This is a genomic window from Gilliamella sp. B2887 (assembly GCF_026537015.1).
Taxonomy (GTDB): domain Bacteria; phylum Pseudomonadota; class Gammaproteobacteria; order Enterobacterales; family Orbaceae; genus Gilliamella.
Window position 1 is genome coordinate 69,775 of the sequence record NZ_JAFNMX010000008.1, and the last position, 24,857, is coordinate 94,631.

Consider the following 24,857-nt stretch of genomic DNA (forward strand, 5'->3'; position numbering starts at 1 on the left):
AGGCATTTATTGACCGTTTTTTATCTTAATCCTGATTAGTATCTAAATGGAGATACAAATATGATTATACTGGGTTCTCGTAAGCTATTAACAGTTTTTTTATTTACCTTTACTTCATTAAGTTTTGCTCAACCCTATGTGATCGCTGGTTCCAAAACAGCTTATCCATACGATCCTAAACAAATTCTTACTTCTGCTCCCACAGGCTATCAAGCTTTTTATATTGATCATATTGGACGCCATGGTTCTCGCTATATCAGTAAGTCAAAGCATGAGGATCTTGCTTATCACATTTTATCATTGGCTGATAGTCAGCACCAATTGACCAATTCAGGAAAAGATCTACTAAGTCAACTCATTATCATTAAGCAATTAAATCAGAACCACTATGGTCAGCTCACTAATCTGGGTCGCACAGACATTAGTTTGATCAGTAGACGGATGTTGGAAAATAATCCATCGGTATTTAAAGGACAAAAAATTGAAGTTATTTCAACTAGCTCTCCTAGAGCAAAAGAGACAGCAGAAATTTTTATTAAATCTTTTAAAGTTAAATATCCCAATATTCATGTTGTTCAACAACCAGATAATGAACAAACATTATTACGCTTTTTTGAGTATTCTCCCGCTTATAGTGAATATAAAAAAAGTCAGACCGTTAAAAATGCTGTGAAATCGATTGAGTATGCTTCTCGAACCGAACAGATGAGTAAACAAGTTGCCAAAGGCATTTTTAAGAAATCTTTTTTAAATAAATTAAAAAAAGGGTTAGAGGTATCTGAGGATGCATCAGTAAAAACATCAGATTTTGTTATTGCAATATACCAATTGTATCAAGAATTACAGGCTTTTTCGCCACAAGTTTTAACGGATAATCATCTTGAATTAGACCGTTATTTTTCATCAGAACAAAAGGAATGGTATAACACGGTTGTTACTGCAAAAAATTATTTGCAGATAGGCCCTGCCTTTAATAATACAGGTATTCAAATTAAAATTGCTGCACCATTATTATGGGATATGATTCATTCTGCCGATAAGGCAATAAAAGATAATAATGTGGATGCTAATTTGCGCTTTGCACATGCTGAAACGATTTCGCCATTAGCCACTTTACTTGAAATTGAAGGTTCTGCTAATGTTACTAAAACACTATTTGATTATCCTACTGTATGGAAAGCAGATAAAATTATTCCTATGGGAGCAAACATTCAATGGCTTTTTTATAAAAGCAAGCAAACCCATCAACCTATTTTGATTAAAGTATTGCTAAATGAACGAGAAGTACATTTACCTGTAAAATCAGATATCTATCCTTATTACCTATGGAGTGATGTAAAACAATTTTATGTTAACAAACTGAATAAATTAGGTTTGGTTGAAAATCATTCAGAAATAGAAATGTTAAAAAACCTTCAATAAATAAACAACTATAAATATTATGTTTCTACATGGGGACATAATAGTTAATATTACGATTCTGGTTAGACCTCTAACCAGAATGTCACTGGTCCATCGTTTATCAAAGAAACTTGCATATCAGCTGCAAATTGTCCTGTTTGTGTATTAATTTGCTTTTTACACTGTTCAATAAAAAATTGGTATAGTTTATTGGCTTCCTCGGGTTTTGCACCTTTAGTAAAACTAGGGCGCATTCCCTTATGCGTATCGGCTGCAAGTGTAAATTGAGAAACAACTAAAAGATCACCATTAGTTTGAGTAACATTTAAATTCATTTTACCTTCACTATCACTAAAGATTCGATACCCTAGTACTTTTTCACATAAACGTATTGCTTTTTGCTCGTTATCTTCTTTTTCTATACCTAATAATACTAGTAATCCATGATTAATCTGTCCAATAATTTGATTATTAACAGTAACACTAGCTTGTTTAACGCGTTGAATTAAGGCGATCATAAAGTAATTACTCTGGTAATGATTGATTTTCAACTATGTGCTTTTTGCGATTAAAGTCAGTTAAAGTTGCTGCAAATTCGGCACCAAACAAAACAATGCACCAAGAAAAATAGATCCAAACCAACATAATGGGAATTGATGATACAACCCCATAAATAAGTTGATAAGTTGGGAATGAAGTTATATATAGAGCAAATGCTCGTTTTCCTAGTTCAAATAAAATCGCTGCAACAATGGCTCCGACCATGGACTCTTTGAAAGGCACAGATTCAGTTGGAATAATACTATAAAGCAGCCAAAAACCAGCCACAGATATAAAAAAAGGTAGGGTACTGAGTAGAAAGTTACCCGGTGCAGCAGTAGAAAGCCATTTTAATGAAAATATATATGAACTTATTGCAACACTTGAACCTGCTAAAATAGGACCTAAAGTTAATATCGTCCAATACATCGTTAGATTGTACATGAATGATCGCTTTTTTTTGGTTTTCCATATGCGATTTAGCGCGGTATTAATTGAATTGATTAATAAAAGCGATGTAACTATTAGACCAATTATACCCATAAAGGTCATTTTTTTGGTATTGCCAATAAATTGTTCTAAGTAATTTTCGATAGTGTCACTAGCGGTAGGAACCAGATTGTTATAAATTATTTTTTTTAATGAAAAACTGACCTCATCAAACATAGGGAAAGCAGAGAGTAGAGAAAATATAACAGTAATAAGTGGCACTAAAGCAAGGATTGTTGTATAAGCTAATCCAGCAGAAGACGTGGTTAAACGGTCTTGATTGATACGCAACCATAACATTTTAGTGAATAACTGTATATTTTTGAATGATCTCATATTTTTCTTTTTAGTTAGAAATAATACAATCATTAATCCCATTATTTTTTAATGAGCTTAATGCCTTATTTGCCTCATTTTTATTTGTATATTGCCCCGCTGTGACTCGATATAATTGACCTGAAGATACATTACCACTGATGCCAATCATCGCGATTCTCGCTTTAAGGGTTTCAGCATTAGCTTTATCTTTGAATGCTCCACATTTCAATATCCATTTATTTGAAGTACTAAAATCTTGCGTAGTTGTAGATGTGGGAATTTCTTGTTTGGTTACATTATTATTTTTAGTCGGCGCCACTGGACGTGAGTTATTAACAAAACTATCTAAAATTTGTTGTCGTTCACTCGCGATTGATCTTGAACCATAACTAGCATTGGGAGTTTCTAACTCTTTAAGATAAGTCCAACGTTCTTGTGGCCGTTCAGGTAATGTTATTGCCGGAGGTTGTGTTTTTACTTTTGGGGGTTTGACAGATTGAGTTGGTTTGTTATTCACAATATAATAGAGAATAGTAGAAAATAGAATAATGATAATAATGGCCAAAAATATCATTAAATTAGGCTTATTTCGTGAGTTATTTTTTTTTGATCGGCTCTTTTTTCTTACATAATCACGCTGAACCACAATATACTCTCTTATTAATATCGAATAACGGATTAGTATACAAATAAAAAAAGTGGCTTACACCACTTTTTATTATTCTTTCTAACTGCAATAGTTAACAGATAATGGCATTAAGCCAATGCTTTAATCTGCTTAATTAAATTCGCTTTATGGCGTGCAGCTTTATTTTTGTGGATTAAGCCACGAGCCGCTTGACGATCAACAACTGCTTGCATGTCTTTGAATGCCACTTCAGCTGTTTGTTTATCACCAGCTGCAACAGCTGCGTAAACTTTTTTAATATAAGTACGCATCATTGAACGGTTACTAGCATTATGTTTACGGCGTTTTTCGGATTGAACCGCACGTTTCTTAGCTGATTTGATATTAGCCAAAGTCAACTCCCAAGTTTAGATAAAAATTACATATTAATAAGGCGGCAAAATATGCCTGATTTTCTGCCTATTGTCAATGCTGTTGTATAAAAATTTTTACTAAGATAACAAATTTTTTATTTCCGGCAGATGTTCAGTATATGAGCAATAATGGTTGTAACCTAAAAGAAAATTTTATGTTAGAATAGTCACAATTTTATTATATTGATATTTATAAGAGGAAGTCACATGTCTATTATTAGAATGCAAGATCTTGATCTAAATGGAAAACGTTTATTTATTCGTTCAGATCTTAATGTGCCAGTTAAAAATGGTAAAGTAACCTCTGATGCGCGAATTAAGGCATCACTACCGACTATTGAAGAAGCGATCAAGAAAGGTGCTAAAGTAATGGTTACTTCTCATATTGGTCGTCCAACGGAAGGCGAGTATAACCCAGAATTTTCATTACAACCAGTTGTTGATTATTTAAAAGAACATGTATCTTTCCCTGTTCGTTTAGTAAAAGATTACCTTGATGGCGTGGATGTTAAAGAGGGCGAATTAGTTGTTCTTGAAAATGTTCGTTTTAATGTCGGTGAAGGTAAAGATGATGAAACTTTATCTAAAAAATACGCTGCACTTTGCGACATTTATGTAATGGATGCGTTTGGCACAGCTCACCGTGCTCAAGCTTCAACGCATGGTGTGGGTAAATTTGCACCTATTGCTTGTGCAGGTCCATTATTAGCTGCTGAGTTAGATGCCTTAGGTAAAGCGCTTGATAACCCTGCAAGACCAATGGTTGCCATTGTTGCCGGTTCAAAAGTATCAACTAAATTAACTGTTCTTGATTCACTTTCAAAAATTGCCGACCAAATTATTGTTGGCGGTGGTATTGCTAATACTTTCATTGCAGCGGAAGGTTATAATGTTGGTAAATCACTTTACGAAGCCGATTTAATTCCTGAAGCTAAAAAATTAATGGCTAACTGTGAAATTCCTGTGCCTACTGATGTACGAGTTGCCACTGAATTTAGTGAAACAGCTACCGCAACTGAAAAATCAGTGAAAGACGTTAAAGAAAATGAACAAATTCTTGATTTGGGAGATAAATCAGCAGAAGTATTAGCAAATATTATCAAGAATGCAAAAACAATCCTATGGAATGGCCCGGTAGGCGTATTTGAATTCCCTAATTTCCGTCGTGGTACTGAAATTGTTGCCAAGGCAATTGCTGATAGCCAAGGTTTTTCAATTGCCGGTGGAGGTGATACATTAGCGGCAATTGATTTATTCGGTATTGAAGATAAAATCTCTTATATTTCAACCGGCGGTGGTGCTTTCCTAGAATTCGTTGAAGGTAAAAAACTTCCAGCCGTTGCAATGTTAGAAGAAAGAGCAAAAGCATAATATTATAGTTTAAAAGTAAGGATGAGCTAATTACTCATCCTTACTACTTTTTATATTAATAAATTTATAGGTAATAAAATGGTTACAAAAATTTCTGATGTCGTTAAACCTGGCGTAGTAACTGGTGATGATGTTCAAAAAGTGTTCCAAATTGCACGTGAAAATAATTTTGCGCTACCAGCGGTGAACTGTGTTGATACAAATACAATCAATGCAGTTATTGAAACCGCAGCTAAAGTGGGGTCTCCTGTTATTGTTCAGTTTTCCAATGGTGGTGCACAATTTATCGCAGGTAAAGGTTTAAAACTTGAAGGTCAAGAGTGTGCAGTGTTAGGTGCTGTATCTGGTGCTAAACATGTTCATCTAATAGCAGAAAAATATGGCGTACCTGTTATTGTACATACTGACCATTGTGCGAAAAAATTACTGCCTTGGGTTGACGGATTACTTGATGCTGGCGAAACTCATTTTGCTAAAACAGGTAAACCATTGTTTTCTTCTCATATGATCGATCTTTCAGAAGAAACATTAAAAGATAACATTGATATTTGTTGTCAATACCTTGCTCGTATGTCGGCAATGAAAATGACATTAGAATTAGAATTAGGTTGTACTGGTGGTGAAGAAGATGGTGTTGATAATAGCCATATGGATAGTTCAGCACTTTATACTCAACCAGAAGATGTTGCTTATGCTTATGAACGTTTGAGTGCAATTAGTCCTCGTTTCACTATTGCTGCTTCATTTGGTAACGTACATGGTGTTTATAAACCAGGTAACGTTAAATTAACGCCAAAAATTCTCGATAATTCACAAAAATATGTATCAGAAAAGTTTAATCTACCTGAAAAATCATTGAACTTTGTGTTCCATGGTGGTTCTGGTTCTACTCCAGAAGAAATTGCAGAAGCGGTAAACTATGGTGTTATCAAAATGAATATTGATACTGATACACAATGGGCTAACTGGGCTGGTATTTTAGATTACTACAAAGCAAATGAAGCTTACTTACAAGGACAATTAGGTAATCCTGAAGGTCCTGATGCTCCAAATAAAAAATATTACGATCCTCGTGTATGGTTACGTAAAGGTCAAGATTCTTTAGTTGCACGTTTAGAGCTTGCATTTAAAGAACTTAATGCAATTAACGTACTATAATTTGATGGCAAGAAAGCAGAACTAGTGGTTCTGCTTTTCATTTATCCGGTTTTAAATAAATCTTGATTTTTGTTTTAAGTTATAGGATAATTTCGCCCTCATTTAACTTAGGGGAGCTGTCTATTTATTAATAGCTATTATTAATAGAGGCGTTTGCACCCGAGAAAAGGAAAATTAAAAATGGCAAAAAAAGTACAAGCTTACATCAAGTTGCAAGTTGCAGCTGGTGCAGCGAATCCTAGTCCGCCAGTTGGTCCTGCACTTGGTCAACATGGTGTTAATATTATGGAATTCTGTAAAGCATTTAATGCAAAAACTGAAAGCATGGAAAAAGGTTTACCTATTCCTGTTGTTATTACAGTATATTCTGACCGTTCATTTACATTTGTAACTAAAACTCCTCCTGCTGCGGTTTTATTAAAAAAAGCTGCTAAAATTAAGTCTGGTTCTGGTGAACCAAACAAGAAAAAAGTAGGTAAAGTAACGAGTGCTCAGATTCGCGAAATTGCTGAATTAAAAGCTGCAGATATGAATGGTGCTACCATTGAAACAATGATGCGTTCTATTGAAGGAACTGCTCGTTCAATGGGCTTGGAAGTGGAGGGTTAATTAATGGCTAAATTATCTAAGAAAGCTAAACTTATCCGCGAAAAAGTGAATGCGACTAAACAATATGAGATTAATGAAGCTATTGCTTTATTGAAAGAACTTGCAACAGCTAAATTTACAGAAAGTGTTGATGTTGCTGTTAATTTAGGTATTGATTCACGTAAATCAGATCAAAATGTACGTGGTGCAATTGTACTTCCACACGGTACTGGTCGTAGTGTCCGCGTTGCTGTATTTACTCAAGGTGCAAATGCAGAAGCAGCTAAAGAAGCTGGCGCAGAACTAGTTGGAATGGATGATCTAGCTGATCAAATCAAGAAGGGCGAAATGGATTTTGATGTAGTTATTGCATCACCAGACGCTATGCGTGTTGTTGGTCAATTAGGTCAAATTTTAGGACCACGTGGTTTAATGCCAAATCCTAAAGTTGGTACTGTAACGCCTAATGTTGCAGAAGCTGTTAAAAATGCTAAAGCTGGTCAGATTCGTTACCGTAATGATAAAAATGGTATTATCCATACAACTATCGGTAAAGCTGACTTTGATGCAGCGAAGCTTAAAGAAAATTTAGAAGCATTACTTGTTGCTTTAAAACGAGCAAAACCAGCCTCTTCTAAAGGTGTATTTGTGAAGAAAGTTAGCCTTTCTACTACAATGGGTGCTGGAGTTGCTATTGATCAAGCAACTTTAAATGCAACGGTTTAATTACCTTTGTTAATTAAACAATAAGAATCGGTTGGTGTCTGGCCTTAACCAGACCCCGTCCAAGACCGTAGGTGTAGTTGAATTTTAACTACTTAATTTTCCTACGTAGACGGTGACAGAGCCTGATAGATATAATAGAGGGATTCTGCTCATCGTGGTTATGCTAGCTACATGTGTAGCTAGTTAAAATCAGTCTAGGCTTTGCCTAGTTTAATCCAGGAGCAATACCAATGGCACTAAATCTTCAAAATAAACAAGAAATTGTTGCTGAAGTTAACGAAATCGCCAAAGGTGCGCTTTCTGCAGTTGTTGCTGATTCTCGTGGCGTAACTGTAGAAAAAATGACTGCATTACGTAAGTCTGCTCGTGAAGCTGGTGTTTATATGCGTGTTGTTCGTAATACGCTTTTACGCCGAGTTGTTGAGGGAACTCAATACGAGTGTTTAAAAGATACGTTTGTTGGTCCAACTCTAATTGCATTTTCAAATGAGCACCCAGGTGCTGCAGCGCGTATTTTTAAAGCGTTTGCTAAAGAAAATGATAAATTTGAGATTAAAGCCGCAGCCTTTGAAGGTGAGTTGATTACTGCAGCGAATATTGATCGCTTAGCAACATTACCTACTTATGAAGAAGCATTAGCACGCTTGATGTCAACCATGAAAGAAGCCGCAGCTGGCAAATTGGTTCGTACTCTTGCAGCAGTTCGCGATCAAAAAGAAGCTGCTTAATCGCAGTATGATTGTGAACTTTATTAATTAATAAAAATTGTAAATTTGGGAAACTATATTATGTCTATCACTAAAGAACAAATTTTAGATGCAGTTGCCGAAATGTCTGTAATGGACGTTGTTGAACTTGTATCAATGATGGAAGAAAAATTTGGCGTTTCTGCAGCAGCAGCTGTGGCAGTTGCAGCAGCTGGTCCAGCTGAAGCAGCAGAAGAGAAAACTGAATTTGATGTAATCTTAAAAGAAGTTGGTGCTAACAAAGTAGCTGTTATCAAAGCAGTTCGTGGTGCAACAGGTTTAGGCTTGAAAGAAGCTAAAGATCTTGTTGAATCAGCTCCAGCAACTGTTAAAGAAGGCGTTAGCAAAGCTGATGCAGATGAACTTAAAAAGGCACTTGAAGAATCTGGTGCGGTTGTCGAACTTAAATAAGTTTATCGATAGCAACCTAAATGGCTGGGGGTTTTTTACCTCCAGCCTTTTTGCGCTGTAAAAAGTCAAAGAATTTTATTTGAAGATTATCAATAAAAAGTAATAAAGAAATTGTATATTTTCTAAGCCTAATCAATTGATATTTAAAGATATTTTCGATGAGGTGTCAGGCGTTATTATTTGAAGGTAGTACCCCCTGATGAATATTTAATCATGCTAAAATAGCAGATAAGCAAGTTGAGGAACTAATGGTTTACTCTTATACCGAGAAAAAACGAATTCGTAAGAATTTTGGTAAGCGTCCACAAGTCTTGGATATACCGTATCTTCTTTCTATTCAACTTGATTCGTTCCAGAAATTTATTGAGCAAGATCCAGAAGGTCAATATGGCTTAGAAGCCGCATTCCGTTCAATATTTCCGATAAAAAGTTATAGTGGTAACGCTGAGTTACAATACGTGAGCTTTAAAATGGGCGAACCTGTGTTTGATGTTAAAGAATGTCAAATTAGGGGAATCACTTACTCAGCACCGTTGCGCGTAAAATTACGTTTAGTTATTTATGATAAAGATGCGCCAGAAGGAACAGTAAAAGATATTAAAGAGCAAGACGTCTACATGGGCGAAATTCCTTTAATGACGGATAATGGTACGTTTGTGATCAACGGTACAGAACGTGTAATCGTATCACAATTACATCGTAGTCCTGGTGTGTTCTTTGATAGTGATAAAGGTAAAACACACTCTTCTGGTAAAGTTTTATATAATGCTCGGATTATTCCTTATCGTGGCTCTTGGCTTGATTTTGAATTTGATCCAAAAGATAATCTTTTTGCCCGTATTGACCGTCGTCGTAAACTTCCAGCAACAATTATTTTACGTGCCTTAGGTTATGAAACAGAAGAGATTCTAGATATTTTCTTCGAAAAAACTATTTTTGAAGTGGGCAAATCCAAACTGAAAATGGATCTTGTTCCTGAACGTTTACGTGGTGAAACAGCTCTTTTTGATATCGAATCAAAAGGTAAAGTTTATGCTGAAAAAGGTCGTCGTATTACGGCTCGTCATATACGTGAATTGGACAAAGATAACGTTACTAAAATTGACGTACCTGTTGAATATATAGTTAATAAAGTTCTAGCTAAAAATTATGTCAATGAAGCGACAGGTGAAGTTATTGCTTTTGCTAATACACCAATTTCATTAGAGTTATTGCTTGAATTAACTAATGCTGGTCATAGAAAGATCGAAACATTATTTACAAATGATCTTGATCATGGACCATTTATTTCTGAAACTTTAAATGTTGATTCAACTCGTGATCGATTAGGTGCATTAGTTGAAATTTATCGTATGATGCGCCCTGGTGAACCACCAACAAAAGAAGCGGCTGAAGCATTATTTGATAATTTATTCTTCTCTGATGAGCGTTATGATTTGTCAGCTGTGGGTAGAATGAAATTTAATCGTTCTTTAGGTCGTGAAGATATCGAAGGCGAAAGCGTCTTGACAAAAGATGATATCGTTGACGTAATGAAGAAATTAATCGGCATTCGTAACGGTCATGGTGAAGTTGATGATATTGATCATTTAGGTAATCGTCGTATTCGTAGCGTTGGTGAAATGGCAGAAAACCAATTCCGTATTGGTTTAGTACGTGTAGAGCGTGCTGTTAAAGAACGTTTATCTTTAGGCGATCTAGATTCACTTATGCCACAAGATATGATCAATGCTAAACCGATCTCAGCTGCAATCCGTGAGTTCTTTGGTTCTAGTCAATTATCTCAGTTTATGGATCAAAACAATCCATTATCTGAAATTACTCACAAACGTCGTATTTCAGCATTAGGTCCAGGTGGTTTAACTCGTGAACGTGCAGGATTTGAAGTTCGTGACGTACATCCTACCCATTACGGTCGTGTGTGCCCGATTGAAACACCTGAAGGTCCGAACATTGGTTTGATTAACTCATTAGCAGTTTATTCTCGCACTAATGAGTATGGCTTTTTAGAAACTCCATATCGCCGTGTGATTGATGGTATTGTAACTGATGAAATTAATTATTTATCAGCGATTGATGAGAGCGAATTTGTTATTGCTCAGGCTAACTCGAATCTTGATGAAGACGGACGTTTCAAAGAAGATTTAGTGACTTGCCGTTTAAATGGTGAGTCTGGTTTATATAGTCCTGAACAAGTTCATTATATGGACGTATCAACTCAGCAAATCGTATCGGTTGGTGCTTCATTAATTCCATTCTTAGAGCATGATGATGCGAACCGTGCCTTAATGGGTGCAAACATGCAACGTCAAGCGGTACCGACATTAAAAGCGGAAAAACCATTTGTTGGTACTGGTATGGAAAGGGCTGTAGCGGTTGACTCTGGTGTAACGGCAGTAGCTCGTCGTGGAGGTACCGTTCAGTATGTTGATGCATCACGCATTGTAATTAATGTTAACGATGATGAAATGTACGCTGGCGAAACCGGTATTGATATTTATAACTTAACTAAATATACCCGTTCTAACCAAAATACTTGTATCAATCAAATTCCATGTGTGGAATTAGGAGAAAAAGTTGAGCGAGGTGATGTTCTTGCTGATGGTCCATCAACTGATCTAGGTGAATTAGCATTAGGTCAAAACATGCGCGTGGCATTCATGCCATGGAATGGTTATAACTTTGAGGATTCCATTTTAGTCTCTGAAAAAGTGGTACAAGATGACCGTTTTACTTCGATTCATATTCAAGAACTTTCTTGCGTATCTCGTGATACTAAACTTGGTGCAGAAGAAATTACTGCTGATATTCCAAATGTAGGTGAAGCAGCCCTTTCTAAACTGGATGAATCAGGTATTGTTTATATCGGTGCTGAAGTTAAAGGCGGTGATATTCTGGTTGGTAAGGTGACACCAAAAGGTGAAACTCAATTAACTCCGGAAGAAAAACTACTACGTGCGATTTTTGGTGAAAAAGCGTCTGATGTTAAAGATACTTCTTTACGTGTACCAAATGGTGTTTCTGGTACAGTAATTGATGTTCAAGTCTTTACGCGTGATGGGGTGCAAAAAGATAAACGTGCACTTGAAATTGAAGATATGCAATTAAAACAAGCACGTAAAGATTTAACTGAAGAACTTAACATTTTAGAAGCTGCTTTGTTTGCTCGTATCCGTGATGTATTAATTGCTGGTGGTATTAAAGCTGATAAATTAGATGTGTTACCACGTGAAAAGTGGTTAACAATTGGTATTGCAAATGAAGAGAAACAAGCTCAATTAGAGCAGCTTGCAGAACAGCACGAAGAAATCAAAGCAGAATTTAACAAAAAACTTGAAGCTAAACGCATGAAGATCACTCAAGGTGATGATTTACAACCTGGGGTGTTAAAAATTGTTAAAGTTTACTTAGCTGTTAAACGTCAAATCCAGCCTGGTGATAAGATGGCAGGTCGTCATGGTAACAAAGGGGTTATTTCTAAAATTAATCCAATTGAGGATATGCCATATGATGACAAAGGTCGTCCTGTTGATATCGTACTAAATCCATTGGGTGTTCCGTCTCGTATGAATATCGGACAGATCCTTGAAACTCACTTAGGTATGGCGGCTAAAGGTATTGGTCAGAAGATCGATGCAATGCTAAAAGAACAGCAAGAATTAGCTAAATTACGCGAATTTATCCAAAAAGCGTATGATCTTGGCTTAGGTGCTGCACAAAAAGTTAATGTTGCAGAATTTACTGATCAAGAAGTCATGACACTGGCACAAAACTTACGTAATGGCATGCCACTTGCTACACCAGTATTTGATGGTGCTAAAGAGCAAGAAATTAAGGCGTTACTTGAACTTGGTGACTTACCAACGTCAGGGCAAATTACGCTGTATGATGGCCGTACAGGTGAGCAATTTGAACGTCCTGTAACCGTTGGTTACATGTATATGCTCAAATTAAATCACTTAGTTGATGACAAAATGCATGCTCGTTCTACTGGTTCATACAGTCTGGTTACTCAACAACCATTGGGTGGTAAAGCTCAATTCGGCGGTCAACGTTTCGGTGAGATGGAAGTATGGGCACTTGAGGCATATGGTGCTGCTTATACTTTACAAGAAATGTTAACAGTCAAGTCAGATGACGTGAACGGCCGTACTAAAATGTACAAAAATATTGTAGATGGTGATCATCGTATGGAACCTGCGATACCAGAATCATTCAATGTATTGTTAAAAGAGATTCGTTCGTTAGGTATTAATATCGAGTTAGACGAAGAGTAACCTTCTCTAGTTCAAATGATTTCTATTTATAGGGATAACTTATTAGCAATAATAAGTTATCTAATTGATTTAACTCCATAGGAGTCAATTGTGAAAGACTTACTAAAGTTTCTAAAAGCACAAACTAAAACTGAAGATTTTGACGCTATCAAGATAGGTCTTGCCTCTCCTGATATGATTCGTTCATGGTCTTTTGGTGAAGTCAAAAAACCTGAAACAATCAATTATCGTACGTTTAAACCTGAACGTGATGGATTGTTTTGTGCTCGTATTTTTGGGCCAGTGAAAGATTATGAATGTTTATGTGGAAAATATAAACGTTTAAAACACCGTGGTGTAATTTGTGAAAAATGTGGTGTAGAAGTCACTCAAGCTAAAGTACGTCGTGAACGTATGGGTCACATTGAGCTTGCTTCTCCAACTGCACATATTTGGTTTTTAAAATCATTACCATCTCGTATTGGTTTACTACTTGATATGCCTCTACGTGATATTGAACGTGTGCTTTATTTTGAATCATTTATGGTTCTTGATGGTGGTATGACCAATTTAGAACGTGGTCAGATTTTAACTGAAGAACAGTATTTAGATGCGTTAGAAGAATTTGGTGATGAGTTCGATGCACGTATGGGTGCAGAAGCTATCCAAGAATTATTACGTAACATAGATGTTCAAGCAGAATGCGAAGCACTACGTGACGAATTAGCAACAACGAATTCTGAAACTAAACGTAAAAAATTAACTAAACGTATTAAGATCATTGAAGCATTTATTCAATCAGAAAATAAACCTGAATGGATGATTTTAAATGTATTACCAGTATTACCACCTGATTTGCGCCCATTAGTACCACTTGATGGTGGACGTTTTGCAACATCAGATTTAAATGATCTTTATCGTCGTGTAATCAACCGTAATAACCGTTTAAAACGTTTATTAGATTTGGCTGCGCCAGATATTATCGTACGTAACGAAAAACGTATGCTACAAGAATCGGTTGATGCATTATTAGATAATGGTCGTCGTGGTCGTGCAATTACAGGATCAAACAAACGCCCTTTAAAATCACTTGCTGACATGATTAAAGGTAAGCAAGGTCGTTTCCGTCAAAACCTATTAGGTAAACGTGTTGACTATTCAGGACGTTCAGTAATTACTGTAGGTCCATATTTACGTTTACACCAATGTGGTTTACCGAAAAAAATGGCACTTGAATTATTCAAACCATTTATTTACGGAAAATTAGAACGCCGTGGTTATGCAACTACCATTAAAGCAGCCAAGAAAATGGTTGAACGTGAAGATGCAATTGTTTGGGATATCTTAGATGAAGTTATCCGTGAACATCCGGTATTACTAAACCGTGCACCAACACTTCACCGATTAGGTATTCAGGCATTTGAACCTATCCTAATTGAAGGTAAAGCGATCCAATTACATCCATTAGTTTGTGCGGCATTCAATGCTGACTTCGATGGTGACCAAATGGCGGTTCACGTACCATTAACGTTAGAAGCTCAATTAGAAGCGCGTGCGTTAATGATGTCAACCAACAACATTCTTTCGCCTGCGAGTGGTGAGCCTATCATTGTTCCTTCTCAGGACGTGGTATTAGGTCTTTACTACATGACTCGTGATAAAATTAATGCGAAAGGGGAAGGCATGATTTTAACCGGACCTAAAGAAGCAGAAAAACTGTATCGCTTAGGTCTTGTTGAGCTACATGCTAAAGTTAAAGTACGTATTACTGAAAGCCACCGTAATAGTATTGGTGAGTGGGAAGATACAACTTCTGTGGTTGATACTACAGTTGGTCGTGCTATTTTATGGTTAATTATGCCTAAAGGTATGAGCTTCTCAGTTATTAATCAACCACTAGGTAAAAAAGCGATTTCACGAATTTTAAATATTTGTTATCGCCAATTAGGTATGAAAGAAACTGTAATTTTAGCTGACCAAGTAATGTATACAGGTTTTGCTTATGCAGCTCGTTCAGGTGTTTCAGTTGGTATTGATGATATGGAAATTCCTGCGAAGAAATTACAAATCATCAACGAAGCAGAAATTGAAGTTGCTGAAATTCAAGAACAGTTCCAATCAGGTTTAGTTACTGCTGGTGAACGTTATAACAAAGTTATCGATATTTGGGCCGCAGCTAATGAGCGTGTCGCTAAAGCGATGATGGATAACTTATCCACAGAAAAAGTCATTAATCGTGATGGTGAAGAAGAGGTTCAATCTTCTTTCAACAGTATCTATATGATGGCTGACTCTGGTGCTCGTGGTTCTGCAGCTCAGATTCGTCAGTTAGCTGGTATGCGTGGTTTGATGGCGAAACCAGATGGTTCAATTATCGAAACACCAATTACGGCAAACTTCCGTGAAGGATTAAACGTACTTCAGTACTTTATTTCTACCCATGGTGCACGTAAAGGTCTTGCTGATACCGCCTTAAAAACTGCGAACTCAGGTTACTTAACACGCCGTTTAGTTGACGTAGCTCAAGATTTAGTAGTTATTGAAGATGATTGCGGTACGTTAGAAGGTGTAGTAATGACACCAGTAATTGAAGGTGGTGATGTTAAAGAGCCACTACGTGAACGCGTATTAGGTCGTGTAACAGCTGAAGATGTATTAAAACCAGGTGGCGCGGATATCTTAATTCCTCGCAATACACTGCTAGATGAAAGCTATTGTGATTTACTAGAAGCTGAATCTGTTGATAGTGTGAAAGTACGTTCAGTAGTTTCATGCGATACTGATTTTGGTGTTTGTGCAAAATGCTATGGTCGTGATCTAGCTCGTGGTCATTTGGTTAACAAAGGTGAAGCAATCGGTGTTATCGCGGCTCAGTCAATCGGTGAACCGGGTACACAGTTAACCATGCGTACATTCCATATCGGTGGTGCAGCATCTCGAGCAGCAGCAGAATCAAGTGTTCAAGTTAAAAACAAAGGTAGCATTAAATTAACTAATGCGAAGTTTGTGACTAATCCAGATAAGAAATTAGTAATTACTTCACGTAATGCTGAATTAACGATTATCGATGAATTAGGTCGAATGAAAGAAACCTACAAAGTTCCTTACGGTTCGATTTTAAGTAAAGGTAATGGTTCAGCAGTTGAAGCTGGTGAAACAATTGCGAACTGGGATCCACATACTATGCCAGTTATCTCTGAAGCAAAAGGTTTCGTACGTTTTGTTGATATGGTTGATGGTCAAACTATTACGCGTCAAACAGATGAGTTAACAGGTTTATCATCTATAGCGATATTAGATGTGGCTGAGCGGACTGGTGTAGGTAAAGATCTACGTCCAGCAATCAAAATTGTGGATGCCAAAGGTGATGATATTTATGTCGCTGGCACTGAAATGCTTGCACAATACTTCTTACCAGGTAAAGCGTTAGTTCAATTAGAAGATGGAGCTGAAATCAATATTGGTGATACACTTGCTCGTATTCCACAGGCATCTGTTGGTACCAAAGATATTACAGGTGGTTTACCACGTGTTGCTGACTTGTTTGAAGCTCGTAAACCGAAAGAACCTGCTATACTTGCTGAAATTGATGGTATTATCTCATTTGGTAAAGAAACCAAAGGTAAACGTCGATTAATTATTACACCATTAGATGGTAGTGAGCCATATGAAGAGATGATTCCTAAATGGCGTCAACTTAACGTATTTGAAGGTGAACAAGTTGGTCGTGGCGATGTGATTTCGGATGGTCCTGAATCAGCTCACGATATTCTACGTTTACGTGGTGTAAATGCGGTTACACGTTACATTGTTAACGAAGTGCAGGAAGTTTATCGTCTACAAGGTGTAAAGATCAACGATAAACATATTGAAGTTATCGTTCGTCAGATGTTACGTAAAGCAACGGTTATTCATCCAGGCAGTTCTCGTTTACTTGATGGGGAACAGCTTGAGGTTTCACGCTTGAAGATTATTAACCGTGAACTTGAAGCGCAAGGAAAAGAACCTATTGTTTACTTACACGATCTGCTTGGTATTACTAAAGCATCACTAACGACTGAATCGTTTATATCTGCGGCGTCGTTCCAAGAAACTACGCGCGTATTAACCGAAGCAGCAGTTGCTGGTAAAAATGATGAATTACGTGGCTTAAAAGAAAATGTAATTGTTGGTCGATTAATTCCAGCTGGTACTGGTTATGCTTATCATAAAGAACGTATGCGTAAACGAGCAATGCCATCGACTGATGATATTCAAACAACAATTTCTGCAGAAGAAGCAACAGCTAACTTAGCTGAATTACTTAACTCAGCAGAAGAACAGCAATAGCTTTGTGAAAGGCTAGAATATAAATAGCACGCATAGGCGTGCTATTTTTTTGTCAAATATTTAAAATGCAAAAGGAGATTTGTATGTTTATTGTAATGAATCGTTTTAAGATTAAACGTGGGAGTGAAAATACATTTATTGAAATATGGCGTAATCGTGATAGTCATTTAAAAGAAATGAACGGATTTAATCGTTTTTACTTATTACAAGGAAAAAGTGAAGAAAATTATACGTTATTCTCTTCATATACTGAGTGGGAATCTAAAGAAGATTTTGATGCTTGGGTTAATTCTGAACATTTTCAACATACCCATCGCAACACAAATAATCGATCAAATAATAAAGATATTTATTTTGAGTCAGCACAATTAGAATGCTTTGAAACAATTCTATAATCAAAAAATTATAAAAATAAGATAATTTAATAAATTTATCTGAATTAATTTTAATAAATAATATTGCGATGTATATTTCATCAATAATTAGGATTATACTTCGCAAATTTGATAAATAAAGATATAATATTTAATAAATAGTGAGCAATGTAAGTTTAGTTGATAAATATCATTACCCGATATAATTAAATACTTAATAGTTCACCTGAAATTATTTTTTAACGTCTTATCTTTATAATTTTCTGATATCTGTATTATTTTCCATCAAATTTGTATCTATTTGTTGTTAATAGCAAGTTATTTTACTAAGTAAAATAGCAAAATATATAGTTCTTAAATAACATATTTACTATACATAATTTATTAATTTATCAATGAATTAAATTATTTATAAGGACTTACAATGAAATCAAAATCTTTATTAATTATTATTGTACTAGTTATTATTGGGGCTTTTATTTTTTTTAAGGACTATAACAATATTCAAAACCAAGATGAAGCTGTAGCCGCTTCATGGTCTGAAGTTGTTAATCAATATAAAAGGCGTGCCGATTTGGTCCCTAATTTAGTGAACACTGTAAAAGGTTACGCTTCTCATGAAAAAGACGTATTAATTCAAGTGACCGATGCTAGAGCTAAAGTTGGTTCAATTCAAATTAATTCTGATCAACTTAGTGATTCAGCTTTATTTTCAAAATTCCAACAAGCACAATCTGAATTAAGCTCTGCATTAAGTCGATTAATTGCAGTAAGTGAAAATTATCCTGATCTTAAAGCTAATACACTTTATCAAGATTTAATGAGTCAACTTGAAGGTACGGAAAATCGTATTACTGTAGCAAGAGGAAGATACATTCAAACAGTTCAAAGTTTTAACAGTTATATTCGCAAATTACCAACGAAATGGATTGCAGACATAATAGGACAACAACCAAAACAACAATTTACTGTTGAAAATGAACAACAAATATCTAATGCGCCATCTGTCAATTTTGGGCAATAGGTATAATGAAAAATTATTTCTTACTTAGTTTTTTATTAATGTTTAGTTGGCTTAGTTATGGGCTAACTGACATCCCCTCTTTTAATCAACGTGTTATTGATACAACTAATACATTGACATCTTCACAAGTAAATACTTTAGAATCAAGTTTACTTGAATTTGAAAAGCCAAGAACAGATGGAGCACAAATTGCCGTATTAATGATAGCTAAACTTGATAATGAAACGATTGAACAATATGCAGATCGAGTATTTATACAATGGAAAATTGGCAAGAAAGGGCTTGATAATGGTATTTTATTATTGATCGTTAAAGATGATAAACTGATGCGTATTGAAGTTGGTTATGGCTTCGAAGGAACAATAACCGATTTAGTTGCAAACCATATTATTCGTGAACAATTAGTGCCACAATTTAAGCAAAATAACTATTATCAAGGCATTGATAATGCATTATCAGTATTAAAAGAAAAAATTGATACTTCAGCTTCAGATTTCGGTGATGAAAAAGAGCAGAATCTTAATACTTTGCTTGCTAGCGAGTTTGGCTCACAGCTTATTAATTATGGATTAGTTTCTTTCTTTATGTGTTTTTTTATTGCAAATTTATTATTTAATAAAGTTAGCGCTAAACGAAGTTTAGGAACCGGATTGCTCAATGGTCTCTCTGTTGGGGGATTCACATTATGGCATGGATATCCCATAAATATGGTATTACCAGTATTATTTTTAGCTTTTGTAACAAGTACCATTTTAAGTGGTATTTTGTCAGCCGGAGGTCGTAATGGTGGTAGTAATAACCGTCGAGGTGGGGGCGGCTTTGGTAGATTTGGAGGCGGATCAGGAGGTGGATTTGGTGGTGGTGGCGGTGGACGCAGTGGTGGCGGTGGGGCATCTGGGAGTTGGTAATAATAAATGAGTTTTTTAAGGAGCCTTATTCTCTAATGAATACTTTTTCTTTGTTATTAAAAGTCATCGTTTTTCCCTTATTACATTCTGTTTTCATATAAATAATGACCAACTTAAATTTGGTATTTAACAAAAAAATTCAGTTAAGCGATAATATTTTTGACATGAACGAAATTATATAAATAAGAATAAATATTGAAGTAATAATCAATAATTAAAACAAATTATCTTATTTACGCCCATTGACGAAATCATGATTTACAGGTAATATGCGCGCCTTACGGCATTGTGTAGTTTTTAGCTATACTGAATAAAATTTTAAGGTAGATACATATATCTTATGCTAAATAAATTGCCATTAATAATTGATCCTATTAAAGCAGCGCAAAAACGGCTTGATTACGTTGGATATTATCCTGTTCAAGCTATAACTAGGGTTGATTATCCGAAAAGTGATATTACATGTAGCTTATCTTTTTATTTTGATGAGCAAAAACTTTGTGTTATCACAATTGATGCAAAAATGACGTTAGAGTTGATTTGTCAACGTTGTTTTAAACCTTTTATCACTGAAGTTCATGTGATGAATAAATTTAGTCCTGTTAAGAGCGATGCTCAAGCAGAGACTCTACCGGAACATTATGAGCCTGTTCTGATGAACGAGTTCGGCGAAGTAGATATATTAGCGTTACTTGAAGACGAAATTATTCTTTCGTTGCCAATTGCGCCGGTACATGATAGTAAACACTGCGAAGTGTCAGAGGCAGATATGGTATTTGGTGACATTCCTACTGAGAATGAAAAACCAAATCCATTTGCAATTTTAGTTAGTTTAAAGAATAAGGGGTAAATCCATGGCTGTTCAACAGAATCGTAAAACTCGTGCAAAACGTGGTATGCGTCGTTCTCATGATGCATTAACTGTTGCTAATATCTCAGTTGATGAATCAGGTAAAACTCATTTACGTCATCACGTAACCGCTGATGGTTATTATCGTGGTCGTAAAGTGATTTCTAAATAATTACTATTTAATTAGAAATTCTCAGGTGACATTTTGGATAATCTAACCATTGCGTTAGATGCTATGAGCGGGGACTTCGGTCCTCGTATTGTTGTTCCTGCAGCAATACAAGCACTAAATTGTTATCCAAACCTTTCTTTATTTCTGGTCGGCGATCCCACAGAAGTTAATTTCTTTTTGTCTAAAGAAAATTCTCAACTTATCACTCAATATCAATCAAATGGTAGACTAACTTTGGTTGAATCAAGTTCAGTAATTGCTAATGACATGAAACCCTCATATGCAATTCGTCATAGTCAAGGCTCATCTATGCGAATAGCATTGGAACTTGTTAAAGATAACAAAGTTCAAGCATGTGTAAGTGCAGGTAATACAGGGGCCTTAATGGGACTATCAAAGCTGTTATTACATTCATTAACAGGAATTGATCGACCTGCTTTAGTAGCCACAATTCCGGCTTTAAATAATCAAAATACTGTAGTATTAGATCTCGGAGCTAATGCGCAATGTGATAGTGATATGTTGGTACAATTTGCAATAATGGGTGAAATCCTGGCAAAAACAGTGCTTAAGATAGATCATCCTCGAGTTGCATTACTAAATATTGGTGAAGAAGATATTAAAGGTTTAGATAAAATCCGAGCAGCGGCAGAGATTTTAAAAGCTAATGATCAAATTAATTATATTGGTTATTTAGAAGGTAATGAGCTATTAACTGGTAAAACAGATGTATTAGTTTGTGATGGTTTTGTCGGTAATGTGACACTGAAAACTGTAGAAGGATTAATTAAAATTTTTATGTCCTCATTTAAATTATCTTTAGGTCGCCATTCATTTTTTATAAAACTATTAAGTAAATGGCTTCAAAAGACGATTACAAAAAATTTTGGTTATTTAGATCCTGGACGCTATAATGGCGCTTGTTTGCTTGGACTCCGAAGTATTGTAATTAAAAGTCACGGTAGTGCCAATCAAAAATCATTTTTTGCAGCAATTGAACAAGCTATTTTGGCGATACAAACAAATATACCAGAGAAGATTGCAATGAGCCTTTCTTCCGCATTACCCAAGAGCGAATAATTAGATGTATACAAAGATTTTAGGAACAGGAAGTTATCTTCCAAAACAGATAAGAACTAATGCTGATCTTGAAAAAATGGTCGATACTAGCGACGAGTGGATAACCACGCGCACTGGTATTAAAGAAAGACGCATTGCTGATCCAAACGAAACCGTTACAAGTATGGCTTATGAAGCAGCTATAAATGCAATAGATATGGCAAATATCAATAAAAATGATATTGGCATGATTATTGTTGCAACAGCAACTTCAGTTAACGCTTTTCCAAGTTCTGCAACAGAATTACAAGCTAAACTAGATATTGATGATGTCGTTGCATTTGATGTGTCAGCTGCATGCTCAGGATTTGTTTATGCACTTGATATAGTGGATAAATACATTAAAAGTGGTGCAGTTAAATATGCATTAGTCGTTGGTTCAGATATGTTAACACGGGGCGTTGATCCAAATGACCGAGGAACCATTATTATTTTTGGTGATGGTGCCGGAGCGGTTGTTGTTGGAGCATCAGATGAACCGGGTATTATTGCTTCACATCTTCATGCTGATGGGCGTTATGGCGACTTGTTAAAGTATCCATATGTTGATCGTCGTAATATGAATGATCCCGTTTATATGACTATGCATGGTAATGAAGTGTTTAAAGTTGCTGTTAAAGAGCTTTCAAATTTAGTTGATGAGCTTTTAATGGAAAATTCATTTAATAAGGCAGATCTTGATTGGTTGGTTCCACATCAAGCTAATTTAAGAATTATTTCAGCAACAGCAAAACGTTTAGATATGGATATGAGTAAAGTCATTGTTACATTAGATAAACAGGGTAATACTTCCGCGGCTTCTGTTCCTTGTGCTTTAGACGCAGGTGTACGAGATGGGCGAATTCAACGAGGCCAACTAATTTTATTAGAAGCTTTTGGTGGTGGCTTTGTTTGGGGTTCTGCACTAATTAGATTTTAATTTATGATTTATTTCAATAATCAAGGATTTAATAATGACTAAATTTGCAATGGTATTTCCAGGACAAGGTTCACAGACTGTAGGCATGTTAAAAGATCTTGCTGACAATTTTCCAATTGTGAAATCAACTTTTGCTGAAGCTTCAGAGGTACTCGGTTATGATTTATGGGCTCTAATACAAGCTGGTCCAGCGGAAGAATTAAATAAAACCTGGCATACACAACCAGCATTACTTGCCTCATCTGTAGCTATATACAAAGTATGGCAAGGAGAAAATGGCCCTGAACCTGATTTTATGGCTGGACATAGTTTAGGTGAATATTCAGCTTTAGTTTGTTCGGGTGTGATTGATTTTAAAGATGCAATTAAACTTGTTGAATTGCGCGGAAAATTAATGCAAGAAGCTGTGCCAAGCGGTACCGGCGCTATGTATGCAATTATTGGGTTAGATAATGACTTGATTCGCCATGCATGCGAACAAGCGGCACAGGGGCAAGTTGTTGCGCCGGTAAATTTTAATTCTCCTGGTCAAGTCGTTATTGCAGGTAATAAAGAAGCGGTTGAGCGAGCAGGTGTTTTATGTAAAGAGGCTGGAGCTAAACGAGCACTACCTCTTGCAGTGAGTGTACCTTCACATTGTGATTTAATGAAGCCAGCGGCGGATAAATTAGCATCAACCTTAAATAGCATTACATTTAATACACCGAAATTTGCAGTGATTAACAATGTTGATGTCAAAGTTGAATCAGTCGCTGATAATATTAAAGCAGCTTTAACAGCCCAGCTTTATAGTCCAGTACGTTGGACTGAAACAGTTGAAAAAATGGCTAATCAAGGCGTAACATTGTTAGTTGAAATAGGGCCGGGTAAAGTATTAACAGGTCTAACTAAACGTATTGTTGACACGTTGTCTGGCTGTGCTGTTAATGATAAAGCTTCATTAGATGCCGCATTAGAAATTACTAAATAAAAGATAAAAAGAGGTGAGTATGAACCTATCAGGAAAAATTGCTTTAGTCACTGGCGCGAGTCGCGGCATTGGTAAAGCTATTGCAGAAAAACTTGTTGCTTGTGGCGCAACCGTTATTGGAACTGCAACAACCGAAAAAGGTGCTCAAGCCATAAGTGACTATTTAGGCACTAAAGGTAAAGGTTTAGCACTAAATGTGACCGATGAAGGATCTATTGAATCAGTAATTAATACAATTAAAACGGAATTTGGTGATATTGATATATTAGTTAATAACGCTGGCATTACTCGTGATAATTTATTAATGCGAATGAAAGAAGAGGAATGGCAAGACATTTTAGATACAAATTTAACTTCTGTTTTCCGTTTATCTAAAGCTTTAATGCGTACAATGATGAAAAAGCGTTATGGCAGAATTATAACAATTGGCTCAGTAGTTGGCACTATGGGTAATGCTGGACAGGCTAATTATGCTGCGGCTAAAGCAGGACTAATTGGCTTTAGTAAATCACTCGCACGTGAGGTGGCCTCAAGAGGCATTACCGTTAATGTTGTTGCTCCAGGTTTTATTGCAACTGATATGACAGCAACTCTAACAGATGAACAAAAAGCGTTAACATTGGCACAAGTTCCTGCTGGACGTTTAGGTGAACCAACTGAAATTGCAAATGCAGTTGCATTTTTAGCATCAGATGAAGCATCTTATATTACTGGTGAAACTTTACATGTCAATGGAGGCATGTATATGGTGTAATTGATTAAAATAGTGTAAAATAAGCCAATATTTTAACATTTGGCTTAAAAAATGAGCAATTGGGTTGAAAAATGATTTGCATCTTTTTCAACATTTTATAAACTTACATTCACCGCCACTTTCGGCGATTTTTATAGGAAAAAAAAGAGTATGAGTACTATTGAAGAGCGAGTTAAGAAAATTATTGTTGAGCAACTTGGTGTGAAAGAGGAAGAAGTTAAAAATGAATCTTCTTTCGTTGAAGACCTTGGTGCTGACTCTCTTGATACAGTTGAACTAGTTATGGCTTTGGAAGAAGAATTTGATACTGAAATTCCTGATGAAGAAGCTGAAAAAATTACAACTGTTCAATCAGCAATTGATTATATTACTGCAAATCAATAAGATTGCAGA

General features: G+C 35.8%; 23 protein-coding genes. 19 read left to right on the top strand and 4 right to left on the bottom strand.

Annotated elements, in window-relative coordinates:
- Positions 1-60 precede the first annotated feature (60 nt).
- Entirely contained in the window at positions 61-1,422 is a 1,362-nt protein-coding gene (locus J3U13_RS07740; protein ID WP_267341257.1) for a histidine-type phosphatase, read from the top strand.
- A gap of 62 nt (positions 1,423-1,484) precedes the next feature.
- Here J3U13_RS07740 and dtd read toward each other — a convergent pair whose 3' ends face one another.
- The 4 genes from dtd to rpsT form a co-directional block, all read right to left on the bottom strand.
- Positions 1,485-1,919, bottom strand: a complete 435-nt coding sequence (gene dtd / locus J3U13_RS07745) for a D-aminoacyl-tRNA deacylase (RefSeq protein WP_267341259.1) — start codon at positions 1,917-1,919, stop codon at positions 1,485-1,487.
- Positions 1,920-1,926: 7 nt separating this feature from the next.
- Positions 1,927-2,766 carry a virulence factor BrkB family protein gene (locus J3U13_RS07750; protein ID WP_267341260.1) on the bottom strand — a complete coding sequence of 280 codons (840 nt, stop codon included), beginning with the start codon at positions 2,764-2,766 and terminating at the stop codon, positions 1,927-1,929.
- Between the two features lie 10 nt (positions 2,767-2,776).
- Positions 2,777-3,394, bottom strand: coding sequence for an SPOR domain-containing protein (locus J3U13_RS07755; RefSeq protein WP_267341261.1), 618 nt, complete (start codon positions 3,392-3,394; stop codon positions 2,777-2,779).
- A 110-nt stretch (positions 3,395-3,504) separates the two neighbouring features.
- The gene (gene rpsT, locus J3U13_RS07760; protein ID WP_025316521.1) at positions 3,505-3,768 is read right to left on the bottom strand and encodes a 30S ribosomal protein S20; all 264 of its coding nucleotides are present in this window, start codon (positions 3,766-3,768) and stop codon (positions 3,505-3,507) included.
- Between the two features lie 228 nt (positions 3,769-3,996).
- Here rpsT and pgk point away from each other — a divergent pair, with 228 nt between their 5' ends.
- From pgk to acpP, 18 genes are all read left to right on the top strand, one after another.
- Complete coding sequence (gene pgk, locus J3U13_RS07765) at positions 3,997-5,160, top strand: phosphoglycerate kinase (protein ID WP_267341262.1); 1,164 nt, start codon at positions 3,997-3,999, stop codon at positions 5,158-5,160.
- 78 nt (positions 5,161-5,238) lie between these two features.
- Positions 5,239-6,318, top strand: a complete 1,080-nt coding sequence (gene fbaA / locus J3U13_RS07770) for a class II fructose-bisphosphate aldolase (protein ID WP_267341263.1) — start codon at positions 5,239-5,241, stop codon at positions 6,316-6,318.
- 180 nt (positions 6,319-6,498) lie between these two features.
- Positions 6,499-6,927, top strand: a complete 429-nt coding sequence (rplK, locus tag J3U13_RS07775; RefSeq protein WP_034884321.1) for a 50S ribosomal protein L11 — start codon at positions 6,499-6,501, stop codon at positions 6,925-6,927.
- A 3-nt stretch (positions 6,928-6,930) separates the two neighbouring features.
- On the top strand, positions 6,931-7,632 hold the full coding sequence (rplA, locus tag J3U13_RS07780) for a 50S ribosomal protein L1 (protein WP_065603964.1): 702 nt from the start codon (positions 6,931-6,933) through the stop codon (positions 7,630-7,632).
- Between the two features lie 230 nt (positions 7,633-7,862).
- Entirely contained in the window at positions 7,863-8,360 is a 498-nt protein-coding gene (gene rplJ, locus J3U13_RS07785) for a 50S ribosomal protein L10 (protein ID WP_025316516.1), read from the top strand.
- 60 nt (positions 8,361-8,420) lie between these two features.
- Positions 8,421-8,789, top strand: coding sequence for a 50S ribosomal protein L7/L12 (gene rplL / locus J3U13_RS07790; protein WP_025316515.1), 369 nt, complete (start codon positions 8,421-8,423; stop codon positions 8,787-8,789).
- A 248-nt stretch (positions 8,790-9,037) separates the two neighbouring features.
- Complete coding sequence (rpoB, locus tag J3U13_RS07795) at positions 9,038-13,066, top strand: DNA-directed RNA polymerase subunit beta (protein WP_267341264.1); 4,029 nt, start codon at positions 9,038-9,040, stop codon at positions 13,064-13,066.
- A gap of 90 nt (positions 13,067-13,156) precedes the next feature.
- Positions 13,157-17,374, top strand: coding sequence for a DNA-directed RNA polymerase subunit beta' (gene rpoC / locus J3U13_RS07800; RefSeq protein WP_267341265.1), 4,218 nt, complete (start codon positions 13,157-13,159; stop codon positions 17,372-17,374).
- An 83-nt stretch (positions 17,375-17,457) separates the two neighbouring features.
- Entirely contained in the window at positions 17,458-17,769 is a 312-nt protein-coding gene (locus J3U13_RS07805; RefSeq protein ID WP_267341266.1) for an antibiotic biosynthesis monooxygenase family protein, read from the top strand.
- Positions 17,770-18,172: 403 nt separating this feature from the next.
- Positions 18,173-18,772, top strand: a complete 600-nt coding sequence (locus J3U13_RS07810; protein ID WP_267341267.1) for a LemA family protein — start codon at positions 18,173-18,175, stop codon at positions 18,770-18,772.
- Positions 18,773-18,777: 5 nt separating this feature from the next.
- A complete protein-coding gene (locus tag J3U13_RS07815) occupies positions 18,778-19,680 on the top strand; it encodes a TPM domain-containing protein (protein ID WP_267341269.1) in 903 nt (300 codons plus the stop codon).
- 340 nt (positions 19,681-20,020) lie between these two features.
- Positions 20,021-20,530, top strand: coding sequence for a 23S rRNA accumulation protein YceD (gene yceD / locus J3U13_RS07820; protein ID WP_267341271.1), 510 nt, complete (start codon positions 20,021-20,023; stop codon positions 20,528-20,530).
- Positions 20,531-20,534: 4 nt separating this feature from the next.
- Positions 20,535-20,702 carry a 50S ribosomal protein L32 gene (gene rpmF / locus J3U13_RS07825; RefSeq protein ID WP_025316508.1) on the top strand — a complete coding sequence of 56 codons (168 nt, stop codon included), beginning with the start codon at positions 20,535-20,537 and terminating at the stop codon, positions 20,700-20,702.
- A gap of 33 nt (positions 20,703-20,735) precedes the next feature.
- A complete protein-coding gene (plsX, locus tag J3U13_RS07830; protein WP_267341272.1) occupies positions 20,736-21,782 on the top strand; it encodes a phosphate acyltransferase PlsX in 1,047 nt (348 codons plus the stop codon).
- Between the two features lie 4 nt (positions 21,783-21,786).
- Positions 21,787-22,740: a beta-ketoacyl-ACP synthase III gene (locus J3U13_RS07835; protein WP_267341273.1), complete on the top strand. Its 954-nt coding sequence runs from the start codon at positions 21,787-21,789 to the stop codon at positions 22,738-22,740.
- 34 nt (positions 22,741-22,774) lie between these two features.
- Entirely contained in the window at positions 22,775-23,710 is a 936-nt protein-coding gene (gene fabD, locus J3U13_RS07840; RefSeq protein WP_267341274.1) for an ACP S-malonyltransferase, read from the top strand.
- Between the two features lie 19 nt (positions 23,711-23,729).
- Positions 23,730-24,464: a 3-oxoacyl-ACP reductase FabG gene (fabG, locus tag J3U13_RS07845; RefSeq protein ID WP_267341275.1), complete on the top strand. Its 735-nt coding sequence runs from the start codon at positions 23,730-23,732 to the stop codon at positions 24,462-24,464.
- A gap of 150 nt (positions 24,465-24,614) precedes the next feature.
- On the top strand, positions 24,615-24,848 hold the full coding sequence (acpP, locus tag J3U13_RS07850) for an acyl carrier protein (protein WP_034948180.1): 234 nt from the start codon (positions 24,615-24,617) through the stop codon (positions 24,846-24,848).
- Positions 24,849-24,857: the final 9 nt, after the last annotated feature.

Bases quoted from the DNA above. Each gene is read 5' to 3' on its own strand.
- J3U13_RS07740 (WP_267341257.1), top strand. From the start codon at position 61: ATGATTATACTGGGTTCTCGTAAGCTATTAACAGTTTTTTTATTTACC.
- dtd (WP_267341259.1), bottom strand. From the start codon at position 1,919: ATGATCGCCTTAATTCAACGCGTTAAACAAGCTAGTGTTACTGTTAAT.
- J3U13_RS07750 (WP_267341260.1), bottom strand. From the start codon at position 2,766: ATGAGATCATTCAAAAATATACAGTTATTCACTAAAATGTTATGGTTG.
- pgk (WP_267341262.1), top strand. From the start codon at position 3,997: ATGTCTATTATTAGAATGCAAGATCTTGATCTAAATGGAAAACGTTTA.
- fbaA (WP_267341263.1), top strand. From the start codon at position 5,239: ATGGTTACAAAAATTTCTGATGTCGTTAAACCTGGCGTAGTAACTGGT.
- rplK (WP_034884321.1), top strand. From the start codon at position 6,499: ATGGCAAAAAAAGTACAAGCTTACATCAAGTTGCAAGTTGCAGCTGGT.
- rplA (WP_065603964.1), top strand. From the start codon at position 6,931: ATGGCTAAATTATCTAAGAAAGCTAAACTTATCCGCGAAAAAGTGAAT.
- rplJ (WP_025316516.1), top strand. From the start codon at position 7,863: ATGGCACTAAATCTTCAAAATAAACAAGAAATTGTTGCTGAAGTTAAC.
- rplL (WP_025316515.1), top strand. From the start codon at position 8,421: ATGTCTATCACTAAAGAACAAATTTTAGATGCAGTTGCCGAAATGTCT.
- rpoB (WP_267341264.1), top strand. From the start codon at position 9,038: ATGGTTTACTCTTATACCGAGAAAAAACGAATTCGTAAGAATTTTGGT.
- J3U13_RS07805 (WP_267341266.1), top strand. From the start codon at position 17,458: ATGTTTATTGTAATGAATCGTTTTAAGATTAAACGTGGGAGTGAAAAT.
- J3U13_RS07810 (WP_267341267.1), top strand. From the start codon at position 18,173: ATGAAATCAAAATCTTTATTAATTATTATTGTACTAGTTATTATTGGG.
- J3U13_RS07815 (WP_267341269.1), top strand. From the start codon at position 18,778: ATGAAAAATTATTTCTTACTTAGTTTTTTATTAATGTTTAGTTGGCTT.
- yceD (WP_267341271.1), top strand. From the start codon at position 20,021: ATGCTAAATAAATTGCCATTAATAATTGATCCTATTAAAGCAGCGCAA.
- rpmF (WP_025316508.1), top strand. From the start codon at position 20,535: ATGGCTGTTCAACAGAATCGTAAAACTCGTGCAAAACGTGGTATGCGT.
- J3U13_RS07835 (WP_267341273.1), top strand. From the start codon at position 21,787: ATGTATACAAAGATTTTAGGAACAGGAAGTTATCTTCCAAAACAGATA.
- fabD (WP_267341274.1), top strand. From the start codon at position 22,775: ATGACTAAATTTGCAATGGTATTTCCAGGACAAGGTTCACAGACTGTA.
- fabG (WP_267341275.1), top strand. From the start codon at position 23,730: ATGAACCTATCAGGAAAAATTGCTTTAGTCACTGGCGCGAGTCGCGGC.
- acpP (WP_034948180.1), top strand. From the start codon at position 24,615: ATGAGTACTATTGAAGAGCGAGTTAAGAAAATTATTGTTGAGCAACTT.